A 17,444-nucleotide genomic window follows, 5' to 3' on the forward strand; every position below is an offset into this window, starting at 1 on the left:
GCGTTTTCTGTTTTCCGCCGTGCAAACAACGCTTAAAGCTTGCGCATAAACAAACATGCGGAGGACGACGATGGTCGCCGGTATCCACCACATCACGCTGATCACCCGCAAGGTGCAGGCAAATGTCGACTTCTATGCCGGCTTTCTGGGCCTCAGGCTGGTCAAGCGGACCGGTGGCTTCGAGGATGCGGTGCAGCTCCACCTGTTCTATGGCGACGCGGTCGGTTCTCCGGGTTCGCTCGTCACGTTCCTGGTCTGGGAGGACGGCTCGCCGGGCCGTCCCGGCCTGGGTCAGGTCGGGGAAATCTCGCTGGCCGTCGAGCCGACCGAGATCGGCTTCTGGTTGACGCGAGCGCTCCGCCACGGCTTGCGGCCGGAAGGCCCGATGGTCGAATTCGGTGAACCGGTGTTGCGGCTGAAGGACCCCGACGGTGTCATCGTCAAGCTCGTTGGGACGCCGGCGCTTGAGGCAGCGGTTCCTTGGGCGGCGGCCGACATTCCGGCAGAAGCCGCTATCCGCCGCATCCGCGGGGCGACGCTCTTTGCCGAGACGCCCGCCGAGACGCAGGCGATGCTGGAGCGTCACTTCGGCTATCGCGCCACTGCGAAGGCGGGAACCATCAGCCGCCTCACCTCTGAGACCGGCGACATCGTCGACGTGCGTGATGCCGGCGGTTTCTGGTCGTCCGCGCCGGGAACCGGAACCGTCGACCACGTCGCTTTCCGCGCCAAGGACGATGCCGAAATCGAGGCGGTCAGGACGGCGCTGCAGGCGGACGGATCCTGGCCGACCGCGACGCACGACCGGAAATATTTCCGCTCGCTCTACGTCCGCGAGCCCGGCCGAATTCTCTTCGAGCTTGCGACCGACGCGCCGGGCATGCTCATCGACGAGGACGAAGCAACGCTCGGAACGCGGCTTTTCGTGCCGCCTGCCGTGACTGAGCGCAGCGACGAACTCACGGTCATGATGCCGCAATTTTCGATGCCCGGCGAGCCGCGCGTCATCTATCGCGACCTGCCCTTCGTCCACCGCTTCTACACGCCTGACGACCCCGACGGCAGCGTGTTGATCCTGCTGCACGGCTCCGGTGCCAACGAGACGACGCTGCTGCCGCTCGCGCATCGCGCAGCACCCCGCGCGACGCTGCTTGCCGTGCGAGGCCGCGCGACGGAGGAAGGCCTGCCGCGCTGGTTCAAGCGCCTGACGCCCTTCTCCTTCGATCAAGCCGATATCGTCAAGGAGGCCGAGGCTTTCGACGCCTTCGTCGCCGGCGCGATCGCCGCCTACGACCTCGACCCGGCGCGGATCGCTTTTCTCGGCTATTCCAATGGCGCGAACCTCCTCAACGCGATGATGGCGTTGCATCCGCATGTCATCCGCCGCGCCATCCTGCTGCGTTCGATGCCGGTATACGACGAACCGCCAAAAGCCGATATGAGCGACGTCCAGGTGCTGATCGTCGCCGGAGAAACCGACGATTACGGCCGCTATGCCCGGCCGCTGGCCGACTGGCTGACGAGCAAGGGGGCGACCGTCGAGCTTGCGACCGTTCCCCACGGTCACGAACTGACGGACGACGACGTCGAGTTGATCGGCAACTGGCTTTAGTTTCGCTCGACCGGCTTGGAACGCATACGCGAGACCGTCTCGCGTTCGGCGCGCTTGCAGCGCATCGGCGGCAGGCCGCGATCCATCAGATCCATATCCTCCAGCACCATCTCGCCCATCTGCTTGAAGGCGCTGTCGAGCGCGCCGGCGCGGTGGGCGGAGCGCAGAAAACCCTTGAGGCCGCGCACCGGGTGATCGAGCGGCAGCGGTTCCACGGGATAGACATCGCTTGCCGCCACGATGTGCCCGGAGGCGACGGCGGCCACCAGCGCATCGAAATCCACCACATCGGCGCGGCTGAGCAGGATGAAGGCGGCACCCCGGCGCATGCTCGCGAACGCCTGCGCGCCGAGGAACCCCTTGTTCTCGCTGGTGACGGCGGCGACGATGAATACGAAATCGCTTTCGCTCAGGACCTCATCGAGGCTTGCCGGCTGCACGCCGAAATCCTCCAGGATCGAGCGCGGCATCCAGGGATCGAACACCTTGACCTTCGCCCGGAAGCCGGAAAGCACGCGGTTCAAGGCCTTGCCGAGATCGCCGAAGCCGACAATGCCGATATCGGCGCCGGATAGGAGCCGCGCCCGCGCATTGCCCTCCCCGCCCCACAATTCGCGTCCTTCGCGAAAATCGAGATCGGCATCGGCGATGCCGCGCGCCAGGCTGAGCGCGAATCCCAGTCCGATTTCGGCGACCGGCAGGGCAAAGACTTGGCCCGTCGTGACAACATGTATGCCGCGCTCGAAAAGCACCTCGTAGGGCATGTTGTTCAAGAGATTGCTCTCGACGTTGAGGATGGAGCGGAGCGCCGGCATGCGGTCGAGGGTTTCTTTGGAAAGGGGTGGCTGGCCGATGATATAGCGCGCGCGAGAAAGAACCACGTCCCCAAGTCCCGCGATACCGTCGGGATCGGCCTCGACAATCTCGTACTTCGATTTCAGCCGGGCCAGGGCCTCGGCGGTGAAGATCAGTTCGAGTGTCCGCGGGTCGGGCGCGCTGATCGCAAGCGGCCGCTCTGCCTCTGCCATGATATCCTCCTCCTCGCGACACCCAAGGGACGCACACGCAAGATGCGCGCGACCGCCGCGCACGACAAGCCCGCAGGAGTGGCTAGACGCCTGCGGGCAAGGCACATGGCGGGAGGCGCTCAGCCCTTGAAGGTATAGGCCTCAATCGATTCCGGCTTCATCTCGATCGAGAAGCCCGGCAGGCTCGGCGGCATGTAGGCGGCGTTCTTGATCACGCAAGGGTCGATGAAGTGTTCATGGAGGTGATCGACATACTCGATCACGCGGCCTTCCTTGGTGCCCGACACCGCGACATAGTCGATCATGGACAGATGCTGGACATATTCGCAGAGCCCGACGCCGCCGGCATGCGGCCAGACGGGCAGGCCATATTTCGCGGCGATCAACAGCACTGCCAGCACCTCGTTCAGGCCGCCCATGCGGCAACTGTCGATCTGCACGATGTCGATGGCGCCTTCGGCGATGAACTGCTTGAACATGATCCGGTTCTGGCACATCTCGCCGGTCGCCACCTTCACCGAGCCGATCGCTTGGCGGATCTTGCGGTGGCCGGCCACGTCGTCGGGGCTCGTCGGCTCCTCGATGAAGAAGGGCTTGGCAAAGGCGAGCTTGTTGACCCACTCGATCGCCTGGCCGACTTCCCAAACCTGGTTGGCGTCGATCATCAGATAGCGATCCGGGCCGATCACCTCGCGGGCGATGGTGAGGCGTCGGATATCGTCTTCAAGATCACGACCGACCTTCATCTTGACGTGATTGAAGCCGGCGTCGATTGCCTCCTGGCAGAGCCGGCGCAGCTTCTCGTCGCCATAGCCGAGCCAGCCGGCGGACGTCGTATAGCAGGCGTAACCTTCGCGCTCGAGCGTTGCGATGCGGTCCGCCTTGCCGGCCTCGGCCTTCTTCAGGATCGCCACGGCCTCGTCGCGCGTCAAAACATCCGTCAGATAGCGGTAATCGACGATGTCGGCGATCGCGTCGGCGCCCATCTCGCTGATCAGCTTCCACACCGGCCGGCCGGCATCCTTGGCCAAGAGGTCCCAGACGGCGTTGACCACCGCACCGGTCGCAAGATGCATGGCGCCCTTGTCGGGACCGATCCATCGCAGCTGGCTGTCGCCGGTGAGATGGCGCCAGTATTTGCCGGGGTTTTCAAGGACCGTCGCAAGCTCGGTGCCGACGACCAGATGCCGCATCGCCTCGATCGCCATGCAGCAGATGTCGTTGCCGCGGCCGATCGTAAAGGTCAGACCGTGGCCTTCTAGGCCCGGCTTGTCGGTTTCGAGAACGACATAGGCTGCGGAATAGTCCGGATCCGGATTCATCGCGTCGGAGCCGTCGAGGCTCTGCGACGTCGGAAAACGCAGGTCGAAAACGCGAAGATTGGTAATGCGCGTCATTGGTCGCTCCCTAGATATCCATGGCTGCCCCGCCGCTCCCCTCAACAACGGGAATGGCGGCCGCCAAGGCCGCATAATTCTTAAGTATGAGTATTTCATTCATATGCAAATGACAATGGTCGAACCACAGAAACATTTCATATAAGCTGGCTGTCGGCCGCCTCAATCGAGCGGTTTCGCCCTTGCCCATCCGCCGACAACATCCAACTCATTGCTGCCTGCAGTGCTGCGGCTTTGCTGTGTCTTGGCCAGACGAGATAGAAGTCGGAAGGCCCCCAAAGCGCGGTCGAACCAACCTGAACGAGCCGTCGCCCGGCAATATCACTTGCGATGAAGTTCCGGGTGGCGAGCACGATGCCCTGGCCCGCAACCGCCGCATCGATGGCATGGGACGTCTGGTTGAAGCTGATGCGCTTGAATAATGGTACTTCGCGTGGAGATGTGGCCGTTCCGAAGTGGCTTTCAATGAACTCCGGCCAGAAGTTGTGCGCATCCTGCAGGAGTGGGAAGCACGACAACTCGGAAACGGTTCGTGGCGGGCCGCGATCCCCCAGAAGCATCGGGCTGCAGGCGGCGATGATTTCCTGCTTGAACAGCAATTGCGCTGCCAGTCCTGGCCCGAAGGGCGGTCGCCCGTAGCGAACGGCGAGGTCGACGCCGTCCATCTGAAAATTCGAGATGCGGTCGGTCGCCACGATATGGATGTCAAGATCAGGATGCTGGGCAGTCAGATCCGGCAATCGCGGGATCAGCCATTTCGACGCGAAGGTCGGGGTCGTGCTGATCGCCAGCTTGATCGGCTGCGGCTTCAGGTCACCCGTTGCCCGGGCGATGATTTCGAACGCCCGCCTGATATCGGCGATGTAGGCGCGACCTTCACCCGTGAGCGCCAGCGTCCGGGGGCGACGCTCGAAGAACTGGAGACCGAGTTCCGCCTCCAGTCCCCGCACCTGCTGCGCTACCGCGCCTTGCGTGACACCGAGTTCCTCGGCCGCGAGACGGAAATTCAGATGGCGTGCCGCGGCCTCGAAGGCCTTCAGGCCATTCAAGGAAGGAAGTTTTCCGAGCGCATCATTCATCCGATAGATTTTCTACAGCAAAAACGCAGGAGAACTGATTGGCGACCCAATCCTGAATAATGATAATTGTTACTTCGCAGACAATCAACAAATGCTCTCGCGCCACAAGGATGGTTACCATGTCAGTAGAAAAAGTAGCAGTCATCACCGCTGGCGGCAGCGGCATGGGAGCTGAAGCGGCAAAGCGACTGGCGCAGGATGGCTTCAAGGTCGCCATTCTTTCGTCGTCCGGCAAGGGCGAGGCCTTGGCAACCGCACTCGGCGGCATCGGCGTGACCGGATCCAACCAGTCGAACGACGACCTGAAGCGACTGGTCGATACCACGATGGAGAAATGGGGCCGGATCGACGCCTTGGTCAACAGCGCGGGTCATGGTCCACGCGCCGGGATCACGGAGATCACCGACGAGCAATGGCATACCGGCCTCGACGTCTATCTGATGAACGTCATCCGGCCAGTGCGGCTGGTCACGCCGATCATGCAGGCGCAGAAGTCGGGCGCGATCGTCAATATCTCGACCGCCTGGGCGTTCGAGCCAGCAGCCATGTTCCCCACCTCCGCCGTCTTCCGCGCGGGGCTCGCCTCCTACACCAAGATTTACGCCGATACCTATGCCGGCGACAATATCCGCATGAACAACGTGCTGCCGGGCTGGATCGACAGCCTGCCTGCCACCGAGGAGCGCCGTGACATGGTGCCGATGAAGCGCTACGGCACGAGCGCCGAGATTGCTGCAACCATCGCATTCCTGGCCTCCGAAGGCGCTGGCTACATCACTGGCCAGAACCTGAAGGTCGATGGCGGCCTCACCCGGTCGGTCTGATCCCGGCCGATAGATCGCGGCTCCCGCTCATCACAGGAGCGGGAGCCGCCGCGACCCGGCGGAGAGCGGCAACCACCAGAGCGTGCTGGCTGACACCCGTCAATCCAGCCGAAACTCCTTCCAGATCGCCTGCGTATGCTCCCCAACCTTCGGCGCCGCGCGCTGAGATTTCGGGCGCTCGCCGTCAATGCGGATGGGGGAACGCGTGGTGCGGACCGATGCCCCGTCGTCGCGCACGACGGTCTGCAGCATGTCCAACGCGCCAAAACCCTCGCTGCTCAGCAGCTGCGGCCAATCGAGCACTTTGGCGCACCAGATGTCGGCGGGTTCGAGGATAGACAGCCAATGGTCGACCGGCTCGGTTTTGATCTTCTCCGCAATCAGTCGCTTGATCTCGTCGCGAGCGGTAAACCAGCTCTTCGGATCATCGCGATAGGGCAGGAGTTCGTCCATTCGCAGGAGATCGGCGAGTTTCGCGATCGGCGTCATGGCGATCGCCAGATAGCCGTCGGCGGCGGCATAGACCCCGTAGGGAGCCGAGAGGTAGGCATGCGCGCTGCGGAAGCCCGAACGTTGCGGCAGCTTGCCGCCGCTGTTCATATGCACCGTCAGCACTTCGACCTGCAGGTCGACCAGCGCTTCGAGCAGGCTCGTCTGGACGTGGCTACCTCTGCCCGTGACGCCCCGCCGCACCAGAGCGGCGAGTATGCCTTGCGCGGCCGCGGCGCCCGCCAGCATGTCCCCGATCGCGAGCCCGAAGGGAACCGGCCCCTGCCCCTCGTCGCCATTCAGCCACATCACGCCGGAGCGCGACTGCGCCAGGAGATCCTGGCCGGGCCGGCCGACCCAGGGGCCTTCCTCGCCGTAGCCACTGATCGAGCAATAGACGAGGCGCGGATTGATCTCGCGTGCCGCCTCGAAATGCAGTCCCAGGCGTTCGATGACGCCGGGGCGGAAATTCTGGATCAGCACGTCGGCCTTGGCGATCAGCTTGCGAAGCGCCGCCATGTCGCGCTCGCTTTTCAGATCGAGCGCGAGGCTTTCCTTGGAACGGTTGATCGCATGGAAAATCGTCGAATCGCCGCTTTCGGTGTCGCTGAGATAAAGTCCGCGCGACAGGTCGCCGCCATCCGGCCGCTCGACCTTGATCACGCGGGCGCCGAGATCCATCAGCCGCAGCGAACAATAGGGGCCGGAGAGGAACTGGCTCATATCCAGCACCACAAGCCCGCTCAGCGGCAATTCAGTCTCCGACATGATATTTCTCTCCCGGCACTGCGACATGCGTGCATCGTCTTTTCTTCTGTAAATAAGATTTTCACATATGAGGTATTTTGGCAAGCGCCGCCCGATGCGCCGCGGGGCCGCTTCCGGCTTGCCGCAGCACGCGGACGAATAGGATGGGCTGGGAAGCCCGTGGACCGGGAGCGAAATTCAAGCGGGCTAAATGAAAAGCCGCCGGCAGTGAACTGCGGCGGCTTCTTCTTGGCTATCGGATCGACGGTTAGCGTTCCGCGCGCTCTTCGGCCTGCTGCGCGCCGGCCGCGGCGATAAGATCGGCGCTGTCGGTCGCGAAAAGCCGCTTGCGAACCAGCACGCCCAGGATACGGGCAGCTATGGAGAAGGTCATCTGGTCGATCGAACCCGCGCCTTCCCATGGCTTTGTCAGCCGGTCCGTGATCGCGCCGAGCAGGTTTGCCGGCATGATGTCGCTGCAACCGCGCATCGCCTCGAAGACGGTGCTGATCGGCAGGATGCGTCCCTCGAAAGTGACGATCGGTTCTGTGACTTCGGTATCCCATTCCTCGAATGCATCAACGGCTTCGCGAAAAAGCTGCTGCAGGGTGAACGGGGCGTGTCCCTCGTGAAGGGGGGGCAGTACATTCGTCATGGCTGTCTCCTCTCAAGCGGAAGTCCTAAGTCCTCCTAAGTCGACCGGCACGAACGCGGGCAAACTGACGAGGCCCGCCGGCCTTAACACGAGTGATTCTATAGATTAATGCCGACTTGAAAAGCCTTTTGCTGAACTTTCTCAATTTCCCTATGTTTTCTAATGGGTTCGCGCTAATGTTCATGGAACTTCCGGATACCGTTTGGTTAACGGAAGGCGCGAATCCTGGCCCGCGGAGACCACATCCATGAGCAAAGATCACAGCCACGACCATGGCCCGCACGAGGCGATCGATTGGCGCGAGCACGGCGTCAAAATCATTCCGGGCAATGCGCTCGATCCGAACACGGCCCAGACGCCGGGCATGAACCGCGCCGCCGCCATCAACCACGCGCGCGCCGGCGCGGAGAAGATCTGGGCCGGCACGGTGACCATCCACGCCAATGCAAAGACCGGCGCGCACCATCACGGCGATCTTGAAAGCATCATCTACGTGGTCAAGGGCAAGGCGCGGATGCGCTGGGGCGAGAGCCTGGAATTCGTCGCGGAGGCCGGCCCCGGGGATTTCATCTTCGTTCCGCCCTATGTGCCGCATCAGGAAATAAACGCCAGCCGCGACGAGACGCTTGAATGCGTGCTGGTCCGCTCCGGGCAGGATCCCGTCGTCGTCAATCTCGACATAGAGCCGGTCGAAAAGCCGGAAGAGGTGCTGTGGATCGATCCGATCCACAGCTGAAGCATCTCCCCCGAAACGGCGACCGGGCGGCTTTCCTCACGCGATCGGCGTCACTCTGATTTCATCGACGCGGTCGGGATAGAAAGCGAGGTAGTCCTTGATGTCGGCGACGGCGGCATAGGGATGCTCATAGGTCCAGACCGCGTTTAAGGATCGGGCACCGCCGATGGGAATGCTGTAATAGGCGCAATCACCCTTGAAGGGGCAATAGGTGGCGTGGTCCGTACGCTGAAGCAACGACATGTCGACATCCTCGCGCCTGATATAGAGAACGGCCGGATAGGATGCTTCCTTGAGCGACAGTGCATGGCAACTGTCGGCGATCGTGCGGCCGCCGGCGGTGACGACGACGCGATCGTGCAGATGTTCGATCGTGATGGGGTGGTCGGGTCCGGGGATTTTGACGGCGCGTTCGGGCATGGGAAACACCTCTCTTCGGGGCACCCAGTGGATATAGGTGCGGACCGGCAGAGAGCAAAGTGCTGACAAGGCGCGGGAGCCTGCCAATCCGCTCGCTCTTGCACGGAACGCCGTTCCTTTCTATATGGCTTGGCGATCGAGGCGCGCGCTCAGCCCGCGATGAGCCGACGGCCATGAAAATCCGCCGCATTTGCATGTCAAACGGCGGGCTCGATGAAACAGCAAGCGCTTAAATGACCGACATTGGCGGCAGGAAGACCCGTGAACATACTCGATTTTGACAAGCGGCCCGAAGATACGCGCGTCGTCGTCGCCATGTCCGGCGGTGTCGACAGTTCCGTCGTGGCCGGCCTCCTGAAGCGCGAGGGTTACGACGTTCTCGGCATCACGCTGCAGCTCTACGACCACGGCGCGGCCGTCCATCGCGCCGGCTCCTGCTGTGCCGGACAGGATATCGATGACGCCCGCCGCGTCTGCGAAACGCTCGGCATCCCGCACTATGTCCTCGACTACGAGAAGCGTTTCCGCGACACGGTCATCAATCCCTTCATGGAAAGCTACGTGGCCGGCGAGACGCCGATCCCTTGCGTGTCCTGCAACCAGACGGTCAAGTTCGCCGACCTGCTTACCACCGCCAAGGAACTCGGGGCCGACGCGCTGGCCACGGGCCACTATATCCGCTCGCGCCCGAACCCCTCGCGCGACAACCCCGGCCGCCGCGCGCTCTATCGTCCCGCCGACGCCGACCGCGACCAGAGCTACTTCCTGTTTGCGACCACCCAGGAGCAGATCGACTATCTGCGCTTTCCGCTCGGCGGACTGCCCAAGGCCGAGACCCGCAAGCTTGCCGAAGACATGGGCCTCGTCGTCGCCAAGAAGGCCGACAGCCAGGACATCTGCTTCGTGCCGCAGGGAAAATATTCCGACATCATCACCAAGCTGAAGCCGAATTCGGCCCTTGCCGGCGACATCGTCCACCTCGACGGCCGTGTGCTCGGCAGCCACGAAGGCATCCTGCACTATACGATCGGCCAGCGCCGCGGGATCGGCGTTGCGACCGGCGAGCCGCTCTATGTCGTCTTTCTCGATGCCCGTTCGCGCCGCGTCATTGTCGGCCCGAAGGAAGCGCTGGAGACGCATCGCGTCTATCTGCGCGACGTCAACTGGCTCGGCGACGAGCCGATCGAGATTGCCGCCGCCGGCGAAGGCTTCCCCTGCTACGCCAAGGTCCGCTCGACCCGCGCCCCGACGCCCGCGACACTCAAGGCCGGCCCACGCGGCATCTATGTCGATCTGAGCGTCGGCGAGGCGGGCGTGGCCCCCGGACAGGCCTGCGCGCTCTACTCCGCGCCCGGCGACGACGCACGCGTCTACGGCGGCGGCTTCATCGAGCGATCCGAACGCGAGCCTGAGGCCGAGGCCGCGCTGAAGGCGCTTCTTGAGCACCCGGTAGCCGCCTGAGGCGGCCGCATGAGGCATGCTTTCGCGCAGTGATTTTTGTCACCGACGCGCTTGACACCGGGCCAAACCGCACCTTATAAGCCGCTCAACCGACGGGCTTGAGCGGCAATCGCAAAGGCTTCGTAAGGCTCCGTGGCGGAGTAGCTCAGTAGGTCAGAGCAGAGGAATCATAATCCTTGTGTCGGGGGTTCAAATCCCTCCTCCGCTACCAACTTTCTCGACATCAACAAGATCAAAAGCTTGCAATGAGCCGGGGTTCCGGATTGTGTGTGACATCTCACTCAGGGCGCCCCTTGCCGACGGTGTGTGAGTGGAACGGAAGATGTTTTGAAGCCCGACCTGCGACATTCCATTGCCGCTGAACTGATTGCGGTGCTCGTCGCGGCAACCGCCGGTCAGCCGCGCGTCATGACCATCGAGAGCGGCCTGGCCCTGCCCTCCGGTCCATTCGAGCTTGGACACCGTTCGCTGCAATCGGGTCTCCGGGACTGGGTCGAACAGCAGACGCGACATCCGCTTGGCTACATCGAGCAGCTCTACACTTTCGCCGACCGCGACCGGGCAGCCGATGAGGCACAGCGGGTGATTTCAATCAGCTATCTGGCCCTGGCTCGCGAGGGGCAGGCGGAGCCCGCGGACAAGGCAACCTGGCGCAACTGGTACGCCTATTTCCCGTGGGAGGATCACCGCGAAGGCGTCCCGCCGGCGTTGCCTAACGTCATCATTCCGCAGTTGAACGCCTGGGCGAACGCCGCCGAAAACGCCTCGATGCGCAGCGAGCGCCAGCAGCGGACAGCGGTCGCGTTTGGCCTCGACGAGCATGGCTGGAACGAAGATTTGGTGCTGCAGCGCTACGAGTTGCTTTACGAAGCCGCGCTCGTTGCGGAGGCGCATCGCGACAAGGCGACGGATAGCAGGCTGTCAGTGTTCGGCTCGGCCATGGCGGCGGATCACCGTCGTATTCTGGCCACCGGCATCGCCCGGCTGCGCGCCAAGATCAAATACCGTCCCGTCGTCTTTGAATTGATGTCGCCGACATTCACGCTGCTGCAGCTCCAGCGCAGCGTCGAGGCGTTGGCCGGCCGGCTCGTGCACAAGCAGAATTTCCGACGCCTGGTCGAACAGCAGGAACTGGTCGAAGAGACCGGGACGATGACGACGGAGACCGGCGGCCGACCGGCGAAACTGTTTCGTTTCCGGCACGGGGTGCTGGCCGAGCGCGCCGTAGCAGGGACAAAATTGCCACTCTCACGCGCTTGACTTTCCTTATGCTCAGTATAAGCATATGCCCAACATATACTCATATGGAGCATATTAGGCATGGCTATGGCATACGAACAAACCCGCAGCTCGGAACTCTACGACCGCGTGCGGCGCGTCATTCCGGCCGTTGAATGGCCCGTATTCGCGGCTGACGTCGACGCTATCATGGACCTCAAGCGGCAGCGAAATGCCGTCATCCTGGCGCACAATTATCAGACGCCGGAAATCTTCCACTGTGTTGCCGATATCGTGGGTGACAGCCTGGCGCTTGCCCGCAAGGCGATGACGACCGAAGCGGACGTCATCGTGCTCGCAGGCGTGCATTTCATGGCAGAAACGGCAAAGCTGCTCAATCCGCAAAAGACCGTGCTCATTCCCGACCTGGCGGCGGGCTGTTCACTGGCGGATTCGATCACCGCCGAGGATGTCCGCCTGCTTCGGCAGCGCTATCCGGGCGTACCTGTCGTCACCTACGTCAACACATCTGCCGAGGTGAAGGCCGTCTCCGACATCTGCTGCACCTCGGGCAATGCCAAAGCCGTTGTCGAGTCCCTCGGGGTTCCCCGTGTGATCATGCTGCCGGACGAGTACCTGGCGAAAAACATCGCCGCCCAGACCGACGTGGAGATCATTGCCTGGAAAGGCCACTGCGAGGTCCATGAACTCTTCACGCCGGCCGACATCCGCCAGCTGCGCGAGGATCATCCCGGAGTGACGGTTCTGGCGCATCCCGAATGCCCGCCGGAAGTGGTGGCGGAGGCCGATTTTTCCGGCTCTACCGCGGCCATGGCCGATTTTGTGGAGAGTCAAAAGCCGCCGCGCGTCGTGCTGATCACGGAATGCTCGATGAGTGACAATGTCGCGGTGCTGCATCCCGAGGTCGAGTTCATCCGGCCTTGCAATTTGTGCCCTCACATGAAGCGGATAACGCTTTCCAACATTCGCGCGGCGCTCGAAGAGAACCGGCACGTCGTAACCATCGACGCTTCGCTCGCCGGGCCTGCGCGGCTTGCCATCGAGCGGATGCTGGCCGTATGAGCGTGAATATCCAAGATCTCGCCGGACGGCCGGTCATTATCGGCGGCGGCATAGCCGGGTTGATGACGGCGTTGCATCTGGCGCCCGAGCCGGTGCTTCTTCTATCGCGATCGCCACTTGGTGCCGATGCTTCGAGCGCCTGGGCGCAAGGCGGCCTTGCCGCCAGCTTCGGCGACGACGATGACCCTGCCCTCCATATCGCCGACACGCTCGCCGCCGGCGACGGCCTTTGCAACGAGGAAGTCGCCACGCGCATTCTGCGCGCCGCACCAGCCGCGATCGAGGATCTGGTGCGCTTTGGGGTTCGCTTCGATCGAACGGCCGGAGGAACGCTGCGTCTCGGGCTCGAAGCCGCCCACAGCCGCCGGCGCATCGTCCATGCCGGAGGCGACGGAAGCGGGCGGGAGGTCATGCGCGCACTTGTCGCCGCTGTCCGTTCCATTCCGACGATAGCAGTTCTGGAGGGCTACGAAGCGCGTCGGTTGTTAGTGGACGATGGCAGAGTGACCGGTGTGCTGGCGCGTTCTTCGACAGGTCCCGTAGTCTTCGCCACGGGGCGCGTCGTTCTCGCAACGGGCGGCATTGGCGGACTGTTCAACGACACGACAAATCCATTGAGCTCTTGCGGACAGGGCCTGGCACTTGCGGCGCGCGCCGGTGCAGCCCTTGCCGATCTCGAGTTCATCCAGTTCCACCCGACGGCGCTTGACGGGCCGGGCCGTCCGATGACGTTGATCAGCGAGGCTGTCCGTGGCGAGGGCGCGACGATCGTCGACGAGACCGGCCGGCGTTTCCTCATGGCCGTGCCGGGTGCGGAACTCGCACCACGCGACGTCGTCGCTCGCGCCGTCGCGAGACATCTGGCGGCGGGCCATCGCGTGTTCCTCGACGTCAGCGAAAAGCCGGGAGCGGCATTCGCGCAGCATTTCCAGACGATCGCGCTGGCCTGCCGCCGCGCAGGCATCGATCCGGCGCATGACCTCATCCCCATCCGGCCCGCCCAGCATTATCATATGGGCGGCGTCGCCGTGGATCACGCGGGGCGCGCGTCGGTTGCCGGCCTCTGGGCATGCGGAGAGGTCGCCTCGACAGGGCTCCACGGCGCCAACCGGCTGGCCAGCAACTCGCTAACCGAGGCCGTCGTCTGCGCGCGCCGTGTGGCCGAAAGCGTAGCGGGCTCGTCTGGGGCTGGCGGAAAACCAACCGTAGCGGTCGAACACCCCTCCTCCGATCCGGTAACCGTGCGCCCAATCCTATCGCGCGCCCTCGGCGTCACCCGCGACGGCGAAGGGTTGCTGGCGGCTGCGTTCGCCTTGCTGCCGCTGGCACAGCCGCATGGAACGGCGTCCGACCCGGCCATTGTCGGGCTGATGATCACGATCTCGGCCTTGCTACGTCGTGAGAGCCGCGGCGCGCATTTCCGGACGGACTATCCAAACCATGCGGCCGCCGCCCGCCGCTCCGAAATCACCCTCGAGGCCGCCTTGGCGGCGGCGCGGGAACTCGCACACGCCCCAGCTCAGGAAAGCGTCATATGACGAACCTCTCCTCTCTCCCCGCAATCATGCTCGAACCTTTGGTGCGAGCCGCTCTTCTCGAAGATCTCGGCAGAGCCGGCGACCTGACCACGGATGCCATCGTAGCGAAGGACCATCATGCTACGACAGTGCTCGCGGCGCGAAAGGCCGGCACCGTTGCCGGGCTCGATCTGGCGGCGCTCGCTTTCCGGATGATCGACAAGGACGTCGATATGACGGTGCATTGCGCCGATGGCAGCAAAGTGGCGCAAGGCGAGGTCATTGCCTCCGTGACCGGCCCGGCGCGTGCCATCCTGACCGGCGAACGGACGGCGCTCAATTTTCTTTGTCATCTGAGCGGCATCGCCACCGCGACGGCATCAGTCGTCGATGCGGTCCGCGGTCACAGCGCCAGGATCGTCTGCACCCGCAAGACAACGCCGGGCTTGCGGGCTGTCGAAAAATACGCCGTGCGCGCCGGTGGCGGCTCCAATCACCGCTTCGGCCTCGACGACGCTATCCTGATCAAGGACAATCACATCGCCATCGCTGGCGGAATCCGCCCGGCCATCGAGCGAGTACGCCGCAGCGTCGGCCATCTCGTCAAGATCGAGGTCGAGGTCGATACGCTGGCCCAGCTGGATCAGGCGCTGGCCTTCGCCCCCGACGCCGTCCTGCTCGACAACATGTCGGTCGAGCAGTTGCGTCAAGCGGTGGCAATGGTTGCCGGCCGGGCAGTGACCGAGGCGTCGGGCAGCATTACGCTCGCGACGGCGCCCGACATCGCCGCGACCGGTGTCGATTTGATCTCCATCGGCTGGTTGACCCATAGCGCACCGATCCTCGATATCGGTCTCGACTACCGGGAGGCCGATCGTCCCGTCTGAGCAACGGCACTGGACCGGCCTGCCCCGACACAGTGCGCCCGCGACAAGGGGGCGCTGGCGAGCGGCGGGAATTTCTGCTCAACTGCGTGGCTTCTGCCATGGTGATGCTCAGGTCCGTATATGCTTGTCCGAGAAGGCGAAACTAGAACTCCTGCAATCGATTTGCTGTTGGCCGCCTCGCTTGCCTTCGTGGCCGGTGGGGTGAACAGCGCCGGCTATATCGCCTCCGGCTTCTTTTCAGCCAACATGACAGGGAACGTTTCCCTGATTTCGGACTATCTTTCGGTGCGCGAGTTCAGACTGGCTCTGGCGTTCCTGGCGATAGTGACGATGTTCATCCTAGGCGCGCTTGCAGCGTCCTTGATCATCCAGGTCGGCAAGTCTCGCGGTCTCAGGAACATCTATGCTCTGACCTTGCTTGCCGAAGCCGCATTGCTGATGGCCGTCGGCGTCTATGCCCATGGATCGACGTGGCCCGGCAGCGGACTGACGGTCGCCGGCCTGCTCAGTTTTGCGATGGGAATCCAAAACGCCGCCTCGACACGCATCTCGGCGAGCCGTGTGAGGACAACGCACGTGTCCGGCATTGCAACCGATATAGGGGTTGGACTTGCCATGCTCCTGGGTGAAGGCGCCCACGGTCAGCGGCACGAGACTTCCGCGCGGCTGAAGCTGCATATCGTGACCATTCTCGCATTTCTCGTCGGCGGGATTGTCGGGGTGGTCAGCTACGGCGCGGTCGATGGCCTCGTCTTCAGCTCTTTTTCCATCGTGCTGCTTCTCCTATGCACGCGCTATATCGCGCGACCCGCTCAGTGAGGCCATTGTCCTTCCGATCGCGAGTTATGCACGAGCCGCATGGGTGGGTTGACCGTTAGGCGCGAGCATTTTGCATCCGCCATCCCCACATAAGGTTCGTCAAGACGACGGACCAATAAATGGAAGCCGGCGTCAACTGAGCCCATGAAAGGGGATCAACATGAACGTCGTTCGCAGCTTCAACAATTGGCTTTCTTATCGCCGCGCAATCTCCGAACTTGGCCGCCTTAACAGCCGGACCCTACAGGACCTCGGGATCAGCAGAGGCCAAATTCCGGCCCTCGCCCGCGCCTCTACCCGCTAAGACACAAGCCTAGTCGCATGCCAAGCGCCCGCTACCGATGCGGGCGTTTTTGTGCGTATGGAGAGCGCTCTGCAGCGTTGGTTGCGATGCTTGACCGGTGTACTCGCTTCACAACCGCGCTCCCCTGAACCGGCTTTGGAACTCGCCGCCTCTATGCTCGTTTAAGCACGGTGAGCGGGGCGTGCTCATAGGAGAACGGAAATGCAAAAGGCAATTCTGATTTCGGGAATTTTCCTAGCTGCCCTTTCCTACAATGCCAAAGCCGACGGAATTGTTACCGGTGCGGCAGGCGGTGCGGTTACCGGCGCGGTGGTCGGTGGACCGGTGGGCGCTGCCGTCGGCGGCGTGACCGGAGCTATCATTGGCGCCGCCATCGATCCGCCTCCCGCCCGCGTCGTCACCTACGTCCAACAACAGCCGTTGCCAGCCGGTAACGTCGTTGTTCAAGAGCCGGTTGCCGTTGGCAGGACGCTGCCGGAAAATGTGGCTGTCGTTCCCGTCCCTGACGATCCGCACTATTCCTACGCTGTCGTCAACCGTCAGCGGGTCATCGTACAGCCCCAATCCCGAAAAGTCGTCCAGGTGCTTCAATAGTCCGAGGTCCGGTTCCGTGACGGGCAGCAGCACAGGGCGGAACCTGCATCCAAACCGATGCGTTACCCCTCGAGAACCTAACAATAGGAGTAAAGCGGTGAGACAGGCAGCAATCGTTTTGTTGGCAGCAGCGCTTGCCACGGGATCGGCCACCGGGGCCTTTGCTTTCGCCGGCACTGCCTCCCCTCCCGGCGTACCCGGCCGAACCGGGGTGGTCGAGGTGCGCGTCGACGATTTTCCCCCATACAACTGGCAGCAGCGGAGGGGTGAACGTCATTGGTATAACGACCGCAACTATCACCGAGACTATAACCGCCGGGATTATCGCGATCATCGCGACGACAGAGCCTGGGAGCGGGATAGATACCGCTATCGCCGCTCCAACGGTTTCTATTTCGGCTTCGGCTCTCCGCGCTGGTAGGGTGTTAGACCGTTTCCGCTTTGGTCTGAATCTGAGGTGATTCCCGAATCAGGATGATTGTGATTCAAGATGCTGGCTGGATGGAGGCCAGTATCTATGACCCGACCTTTATCGAACGACCTTCGTGATCGCGTTGTCGCTGCTGTGTTGAGC

At 63.0% G+C, this 17,444-nt stretch carries 18 protein-coding genes and 1 tRNA gene; 13 read left to right on the plus strand and 6 right to left on the minus strand.

Annotated elements, in window-relative coordinates:
• The first annotated feature begins 70 nt into the window (after window positions 1–70).
• Complete coding sequence (locus AB4048_RS03140) at window positions 71–1,612, plus strand: VOC family protein (RefSeq protein WP_442200452.1); 1,542 nt, start codon at window positions 71–73, stop codon at window positions 1,610–1,612.
• On the opposite strand, the gene AB4048_RS03145 is transcribed toward AB4048_RS03140, so the two are convergent.
• The 3 genes from AB4048_RS03145 to AB4048_RS03155 all read right to left on the minus strand — a co-directional run bounded on the left by AB4048_RS03145 (window position 1,609) and on the right by AB4048_RS03155 (window position 5,116).
• Window positions 1,609–2,640 (minus strand): hydroxyacid dehydrogenase, encoded by a 1,032-nt coding sequence (locus tag AB4048_RS03145; RefSeq protein WP_442200453.1) that lies wholly within the window; start codon window positions 2,638–2,640, stop codon window positions 1,609–1,611. The genes AB4048_RS03140 and AB4048_RS03145 overlap by 4 nt on opposite strands.
• 119 nt (window positions 2,641–2,759) lie before the next feature.
• Complete coding sequence (locus AB4048_RS03150; protein ID WP_442200454.1) at window positions 2,760–4,037, minus strand: L-fuconate dehydratase; 1,278 nt, start codon at window positions 4,035–4,037, stop codon at window positions 2,760–2,762.
• Window positions 4,038–4,174: 137 nt separating this feature from the next.
• On the minus strand, window positions 4,175–5,116 hold the full coding sequence (locus AB4048_RS03155; protein WP_442200455.1) for a LysR substrate-binding domain-containing protein: 942 nt from the start codon (window positions 5,114–5,116) through the stop codon (window positions 4,175–4,177).
• 119 nt (window positions 5,117–5,235) lie between these two features.
• Here AB4048_RS03155 and AB4048_RS03160 point away from each other — a divergent pair, with 119 nt between their 5' ends.
• Window positions 5,236–5,940 (plus strand): SDR family oxidoreductase, encoded by a 705-nt coding sequence (locus tag AB4048_RS03160; protein WP_442200456.1) that lies wholly within the window; start codon window positions 5,236–5,238, stop codon window positions 5,938–5,940.
• Between the two features lie 99 nt (window positions 5,941–6,039).
• Here AB4048_RS03160 and AB4048_RS03165 read toward each other — a convergent pair whose 3' ends face one another.
• The gene (locus AB4048_RS03165) at window positions 6,040–7,200 is read right to left on the minus strand and encodes a CaiB/BaiF CoA transferase family protein (protein WP_442200483.1); all 1,161 of its coding nucleotides are present in this window, start codon (window positions 7,198–7,200) and stop codon (window positions 6,040–6,042) included.
• 244 nt (window positions 7,201–7,444) lie between these two features.
• Window positions 7,445–7,831, minus strand: a complete 387-nt coding sequence (locus AB4048_RS03170) for a hypothetical protein (RefSeq protein WP_442200457.1) — start codon at window positions 7,829–7,831, stop codon at window positions 7,445–7,447.
• Window positions 7,832–8,078: 247 nt separating this feature from the next.
• Here AB4048_RS03170 and AB4048_RS03175 point away from each other — a divergent pair, with 247 nt between their 5' ends.
• Complete coding sequence (locus AB4048_RS03175) at window positions 8,079–8,567, plus strand: cupin domain-containing protein (RefSeq protein ID WP_442200458.1); 489 nt, start codon at window positions 8,079–8,081, stop codon at window positions 8,565–8,567.
• A 36-nt stretch (window positions 8,568–8,603) separates the two neighbouring features.
• Here AB4048_RS03175 and AB4048_RS03180 read toward each other — a convergent pair whose 3' ends face one another.
• Window positions 8,604–8,987, minus strand: coding sequence for a DUF427 domain-containing protein (locus tag AB4048_RS03180; protein ID WP_442200459.1), 384 nt, complete (start codon window positions 8,985–8,987; stop codon window positions 8,604–8,606).
• A 261-nt stretch (window positions 8,988–9,248) separates the two neighbouring features.
• On the opposite strand from AB4048_RS03180, the gene mnmA reads away from it, so the two are divergent.
• The 10 genes from mnmA (at window position 9,249) to AB4048_RS03230 (ending at window position 17,291) form a co-directional block, all read left to right on the plus strand.
• Window positions 9,249–10,448 (plus strand): tRNA 2-thiouridine(34) synthase MnmA, encoded by a 1,200-nt coding sequence (gene mnmA / locus AB4048_RS03185; protein WP_442200460.1) that lies wholly within the window; start codon window positions 9,249–9,251, stop codon window positions 10,446–10,448.
• Between the two features lie 134 nt (window positions 10,449–10,582).
• Window positions 10,583–10,659 (plus strand) — tRNA-Met (locus AB4048_RS03190).
• Window positions 10,660–10,775: 116 nt separating this feature from the next.
• On the plus strand, window positions 10,776–11,708 hold the full coding sequence (locus tag AB4048_RS03195; protein ID WP_442200461.1) for an NUDIX hydrolase: 933 nt from the start codon (window positions 10,776–10,778) through the stop codon (window positions 11,706–11,708).
• 66 nt (window positions 11,709–11,774) lie between these two features.
• Window positions 11,775–12,749, plus strand: a complete 975-nt coding sequence (gene nadA / locus AB4048_RS03200) for a quinolinate synthase NadA (protein WP_442200484.1) — start codon at window positions 11,775–11,777, stop codon at window positions 12,747–12,749.
• Window positions 12,746–14,287 carry an L-aspartate oxidase gene (locus AB4048_RS03205; RefSeq protein ID WP_442200462.1) on the plus strand — a complete coding sequence of 514 codons (1,542 nt, stop codon included), beginning with the start codon at window positions 12,746–12,748 and terminating at the stop codon, window positions 14,285–14,287. The genes nadA and AB4048_RS03205 overlap by 4 nt, the downstream gene beginning before the upstream one ends.
• Complete coding sequence (nadC, locus tag AB4048_RS03210; RefSeq protein ID WP_442200463.1) at window positions 14,284–15,153, plus strand: carboxylating nicotinate-nucleotide diphosphorylase; 870 nt, start codon at window positions 14,284–14,286, stop codon at window positions 15,151–15,153. Before AB4048_RS03205 ends, nadC begins: the two co-directional genes overlap by 4 nt.
• A gap of 168 nt (window positions 15,154–15,321) precedes the next feature.
• Entirely contained in the window at window positions 15,322–15,972 is a 651-nt protein-coding gene (locus AB4048_RS03215) for a YoaK family protein (RefSeq protein ID WP_442200464.1), read from the plus strand.
• Between the two features lie 160 nt (window positions 15,973–16,132).
• Complete coding sequence (locus AB4048_RS03220) at window positions 16,133–16,276, plus strand: DUF1127 domain-containing protein (protein ID WP_442200465.1); 144 nt, start codon at window positions 16,133–16,135, stop codon at window positions 16,274–16,276.
• A 201-nt stretch (window positions 16,277–16,477) separates the two neighbouring features.
• Window positions 16,478–16,870, plus strand: coding sequence for a DUF1236 domain-containing protein (locus AB4048_RS03225; protein WP_442200466.1), 393 nt, complete (start codon window positions 16,478–16,480; stop codon window positions 16,868–16,870).
• A 97-nt stretch (window positions 16,871–16,967) separates the two neighbouring features.
• On the plus strand, window positions 16,968–17,291 hold the full coding sequence (locus AB4048_RS03230; RefSeq protein ID WP_442200467.1) for a hypothetical protein: 324 nt from the start codon (window positions 16,968–16,970) through the stop codon (window positions 17,289–17,291).
• Window positions 17,292–17,444 lie beyond the last annotated feature (153 nt).

It is taken from the genome of Rhizobium sp. RAF56 (genome assembly GCF_052113965.1).
Lineage (GTDB): Bacteria > Pseudomonadota > Alphaproteobacteria > Rhizobiales > Rhizobiaceae > Rhizobium.

Excerpts from the sequence above, each read along its gene's own strand:
- AB4048_RS03140 (WP_442200452.1), top strand. The coding sequence starts at position 71 with ATGGTCGCCGGTATCCACCACATCACGCTGATCACCCGCAAGGTGCAG.
- AB4048_RS03145 (WP_442200453.1), bottom strand. The coding sequence starts at position 2,640 with ATGGCAGAGGCAGAGCGGCCGCTTGCGATCAGCGCGCCCGACCCGCGG.
- AB4048_RS03150 (WP_442200454.1), bottom strand. The coding sequence starts at position 4,037 with ATGACGCGCATTACCAATCTTCGCGTTTTCGACCTGCGTTTTCCGACG.
- AB4048_RS03155 (WP_442200455.1), bottom strand. The coding sequence starts at position 5,116 with ATGAATGATGCGCTCGGAAAACTTCCTTCCTTGAATGGCCTGAAGGCC.
- AB4048_RS03160 (WP_442200456.1), top strand. The coding sequence starts at position 5,236 with ATGTCAGTAGAAAAAGTAGCAGTCATCACCGCTGGCGGCAGCGGCATG.
- AB4048_RS03170 (WP_442200457.1), bottom strand. The coding sequence starts at position 7,831 with ATGACGAATGTACTGCCCCCCCTTCACGAGGGACACGCCCCGTTCACC.
- AB4048_RS03175 (WP_442200458.1), top strand. The coding sequence starts at position 8,079 with ATGAGCAAAGATCACAGCCACGACCATGGCCCGCACGAGGCGATCGAT.
- AB4048_RS03180 (WP_442200459.1), bottom strand. The coding sequence starts at position 8,987 with ATGCCCGAACGCGCCGTCAAAATCCCCGGACCCGACCACCCCATCACG.
- nadA (WP_442200484.1), top strand. The coding sequence starts at position 11,775 with ATGGCATACGAACAAACCCGCAGCTCGGAACTCTACGACCGCGTGCGG.
- AB4048_RS03205 (WP_442200462.1), top strand. The coding sequence starts at position 12,746 with ATGAGCGTGAATATCCAAGATCTCGCCGGACGGCCGGTCATTATCGGC.
- nadC (WP_442200463.1), top strand. The coding sequence starts at position 14,284 with ATGACGAACCTCTCCTCTCTCCCCGCAATCATGCTCGAACCTTTGGTG.
- AB4048_RS03220 (WP_442200465.1), top strand. The coding sequence starts at position 16,133 with ATGAACGTCGTTCGCAGCTTCAACAATTGGCTTTCTTATCGCCGCGCA.
- AB4048_RS03225 (WP_442200466.1), top strand. The coding sequence starts at position 16,478 with ATGCAAAAGGCAATTCTGATTTCGGGAATTTTCCTAGCTGCCCTTTCC.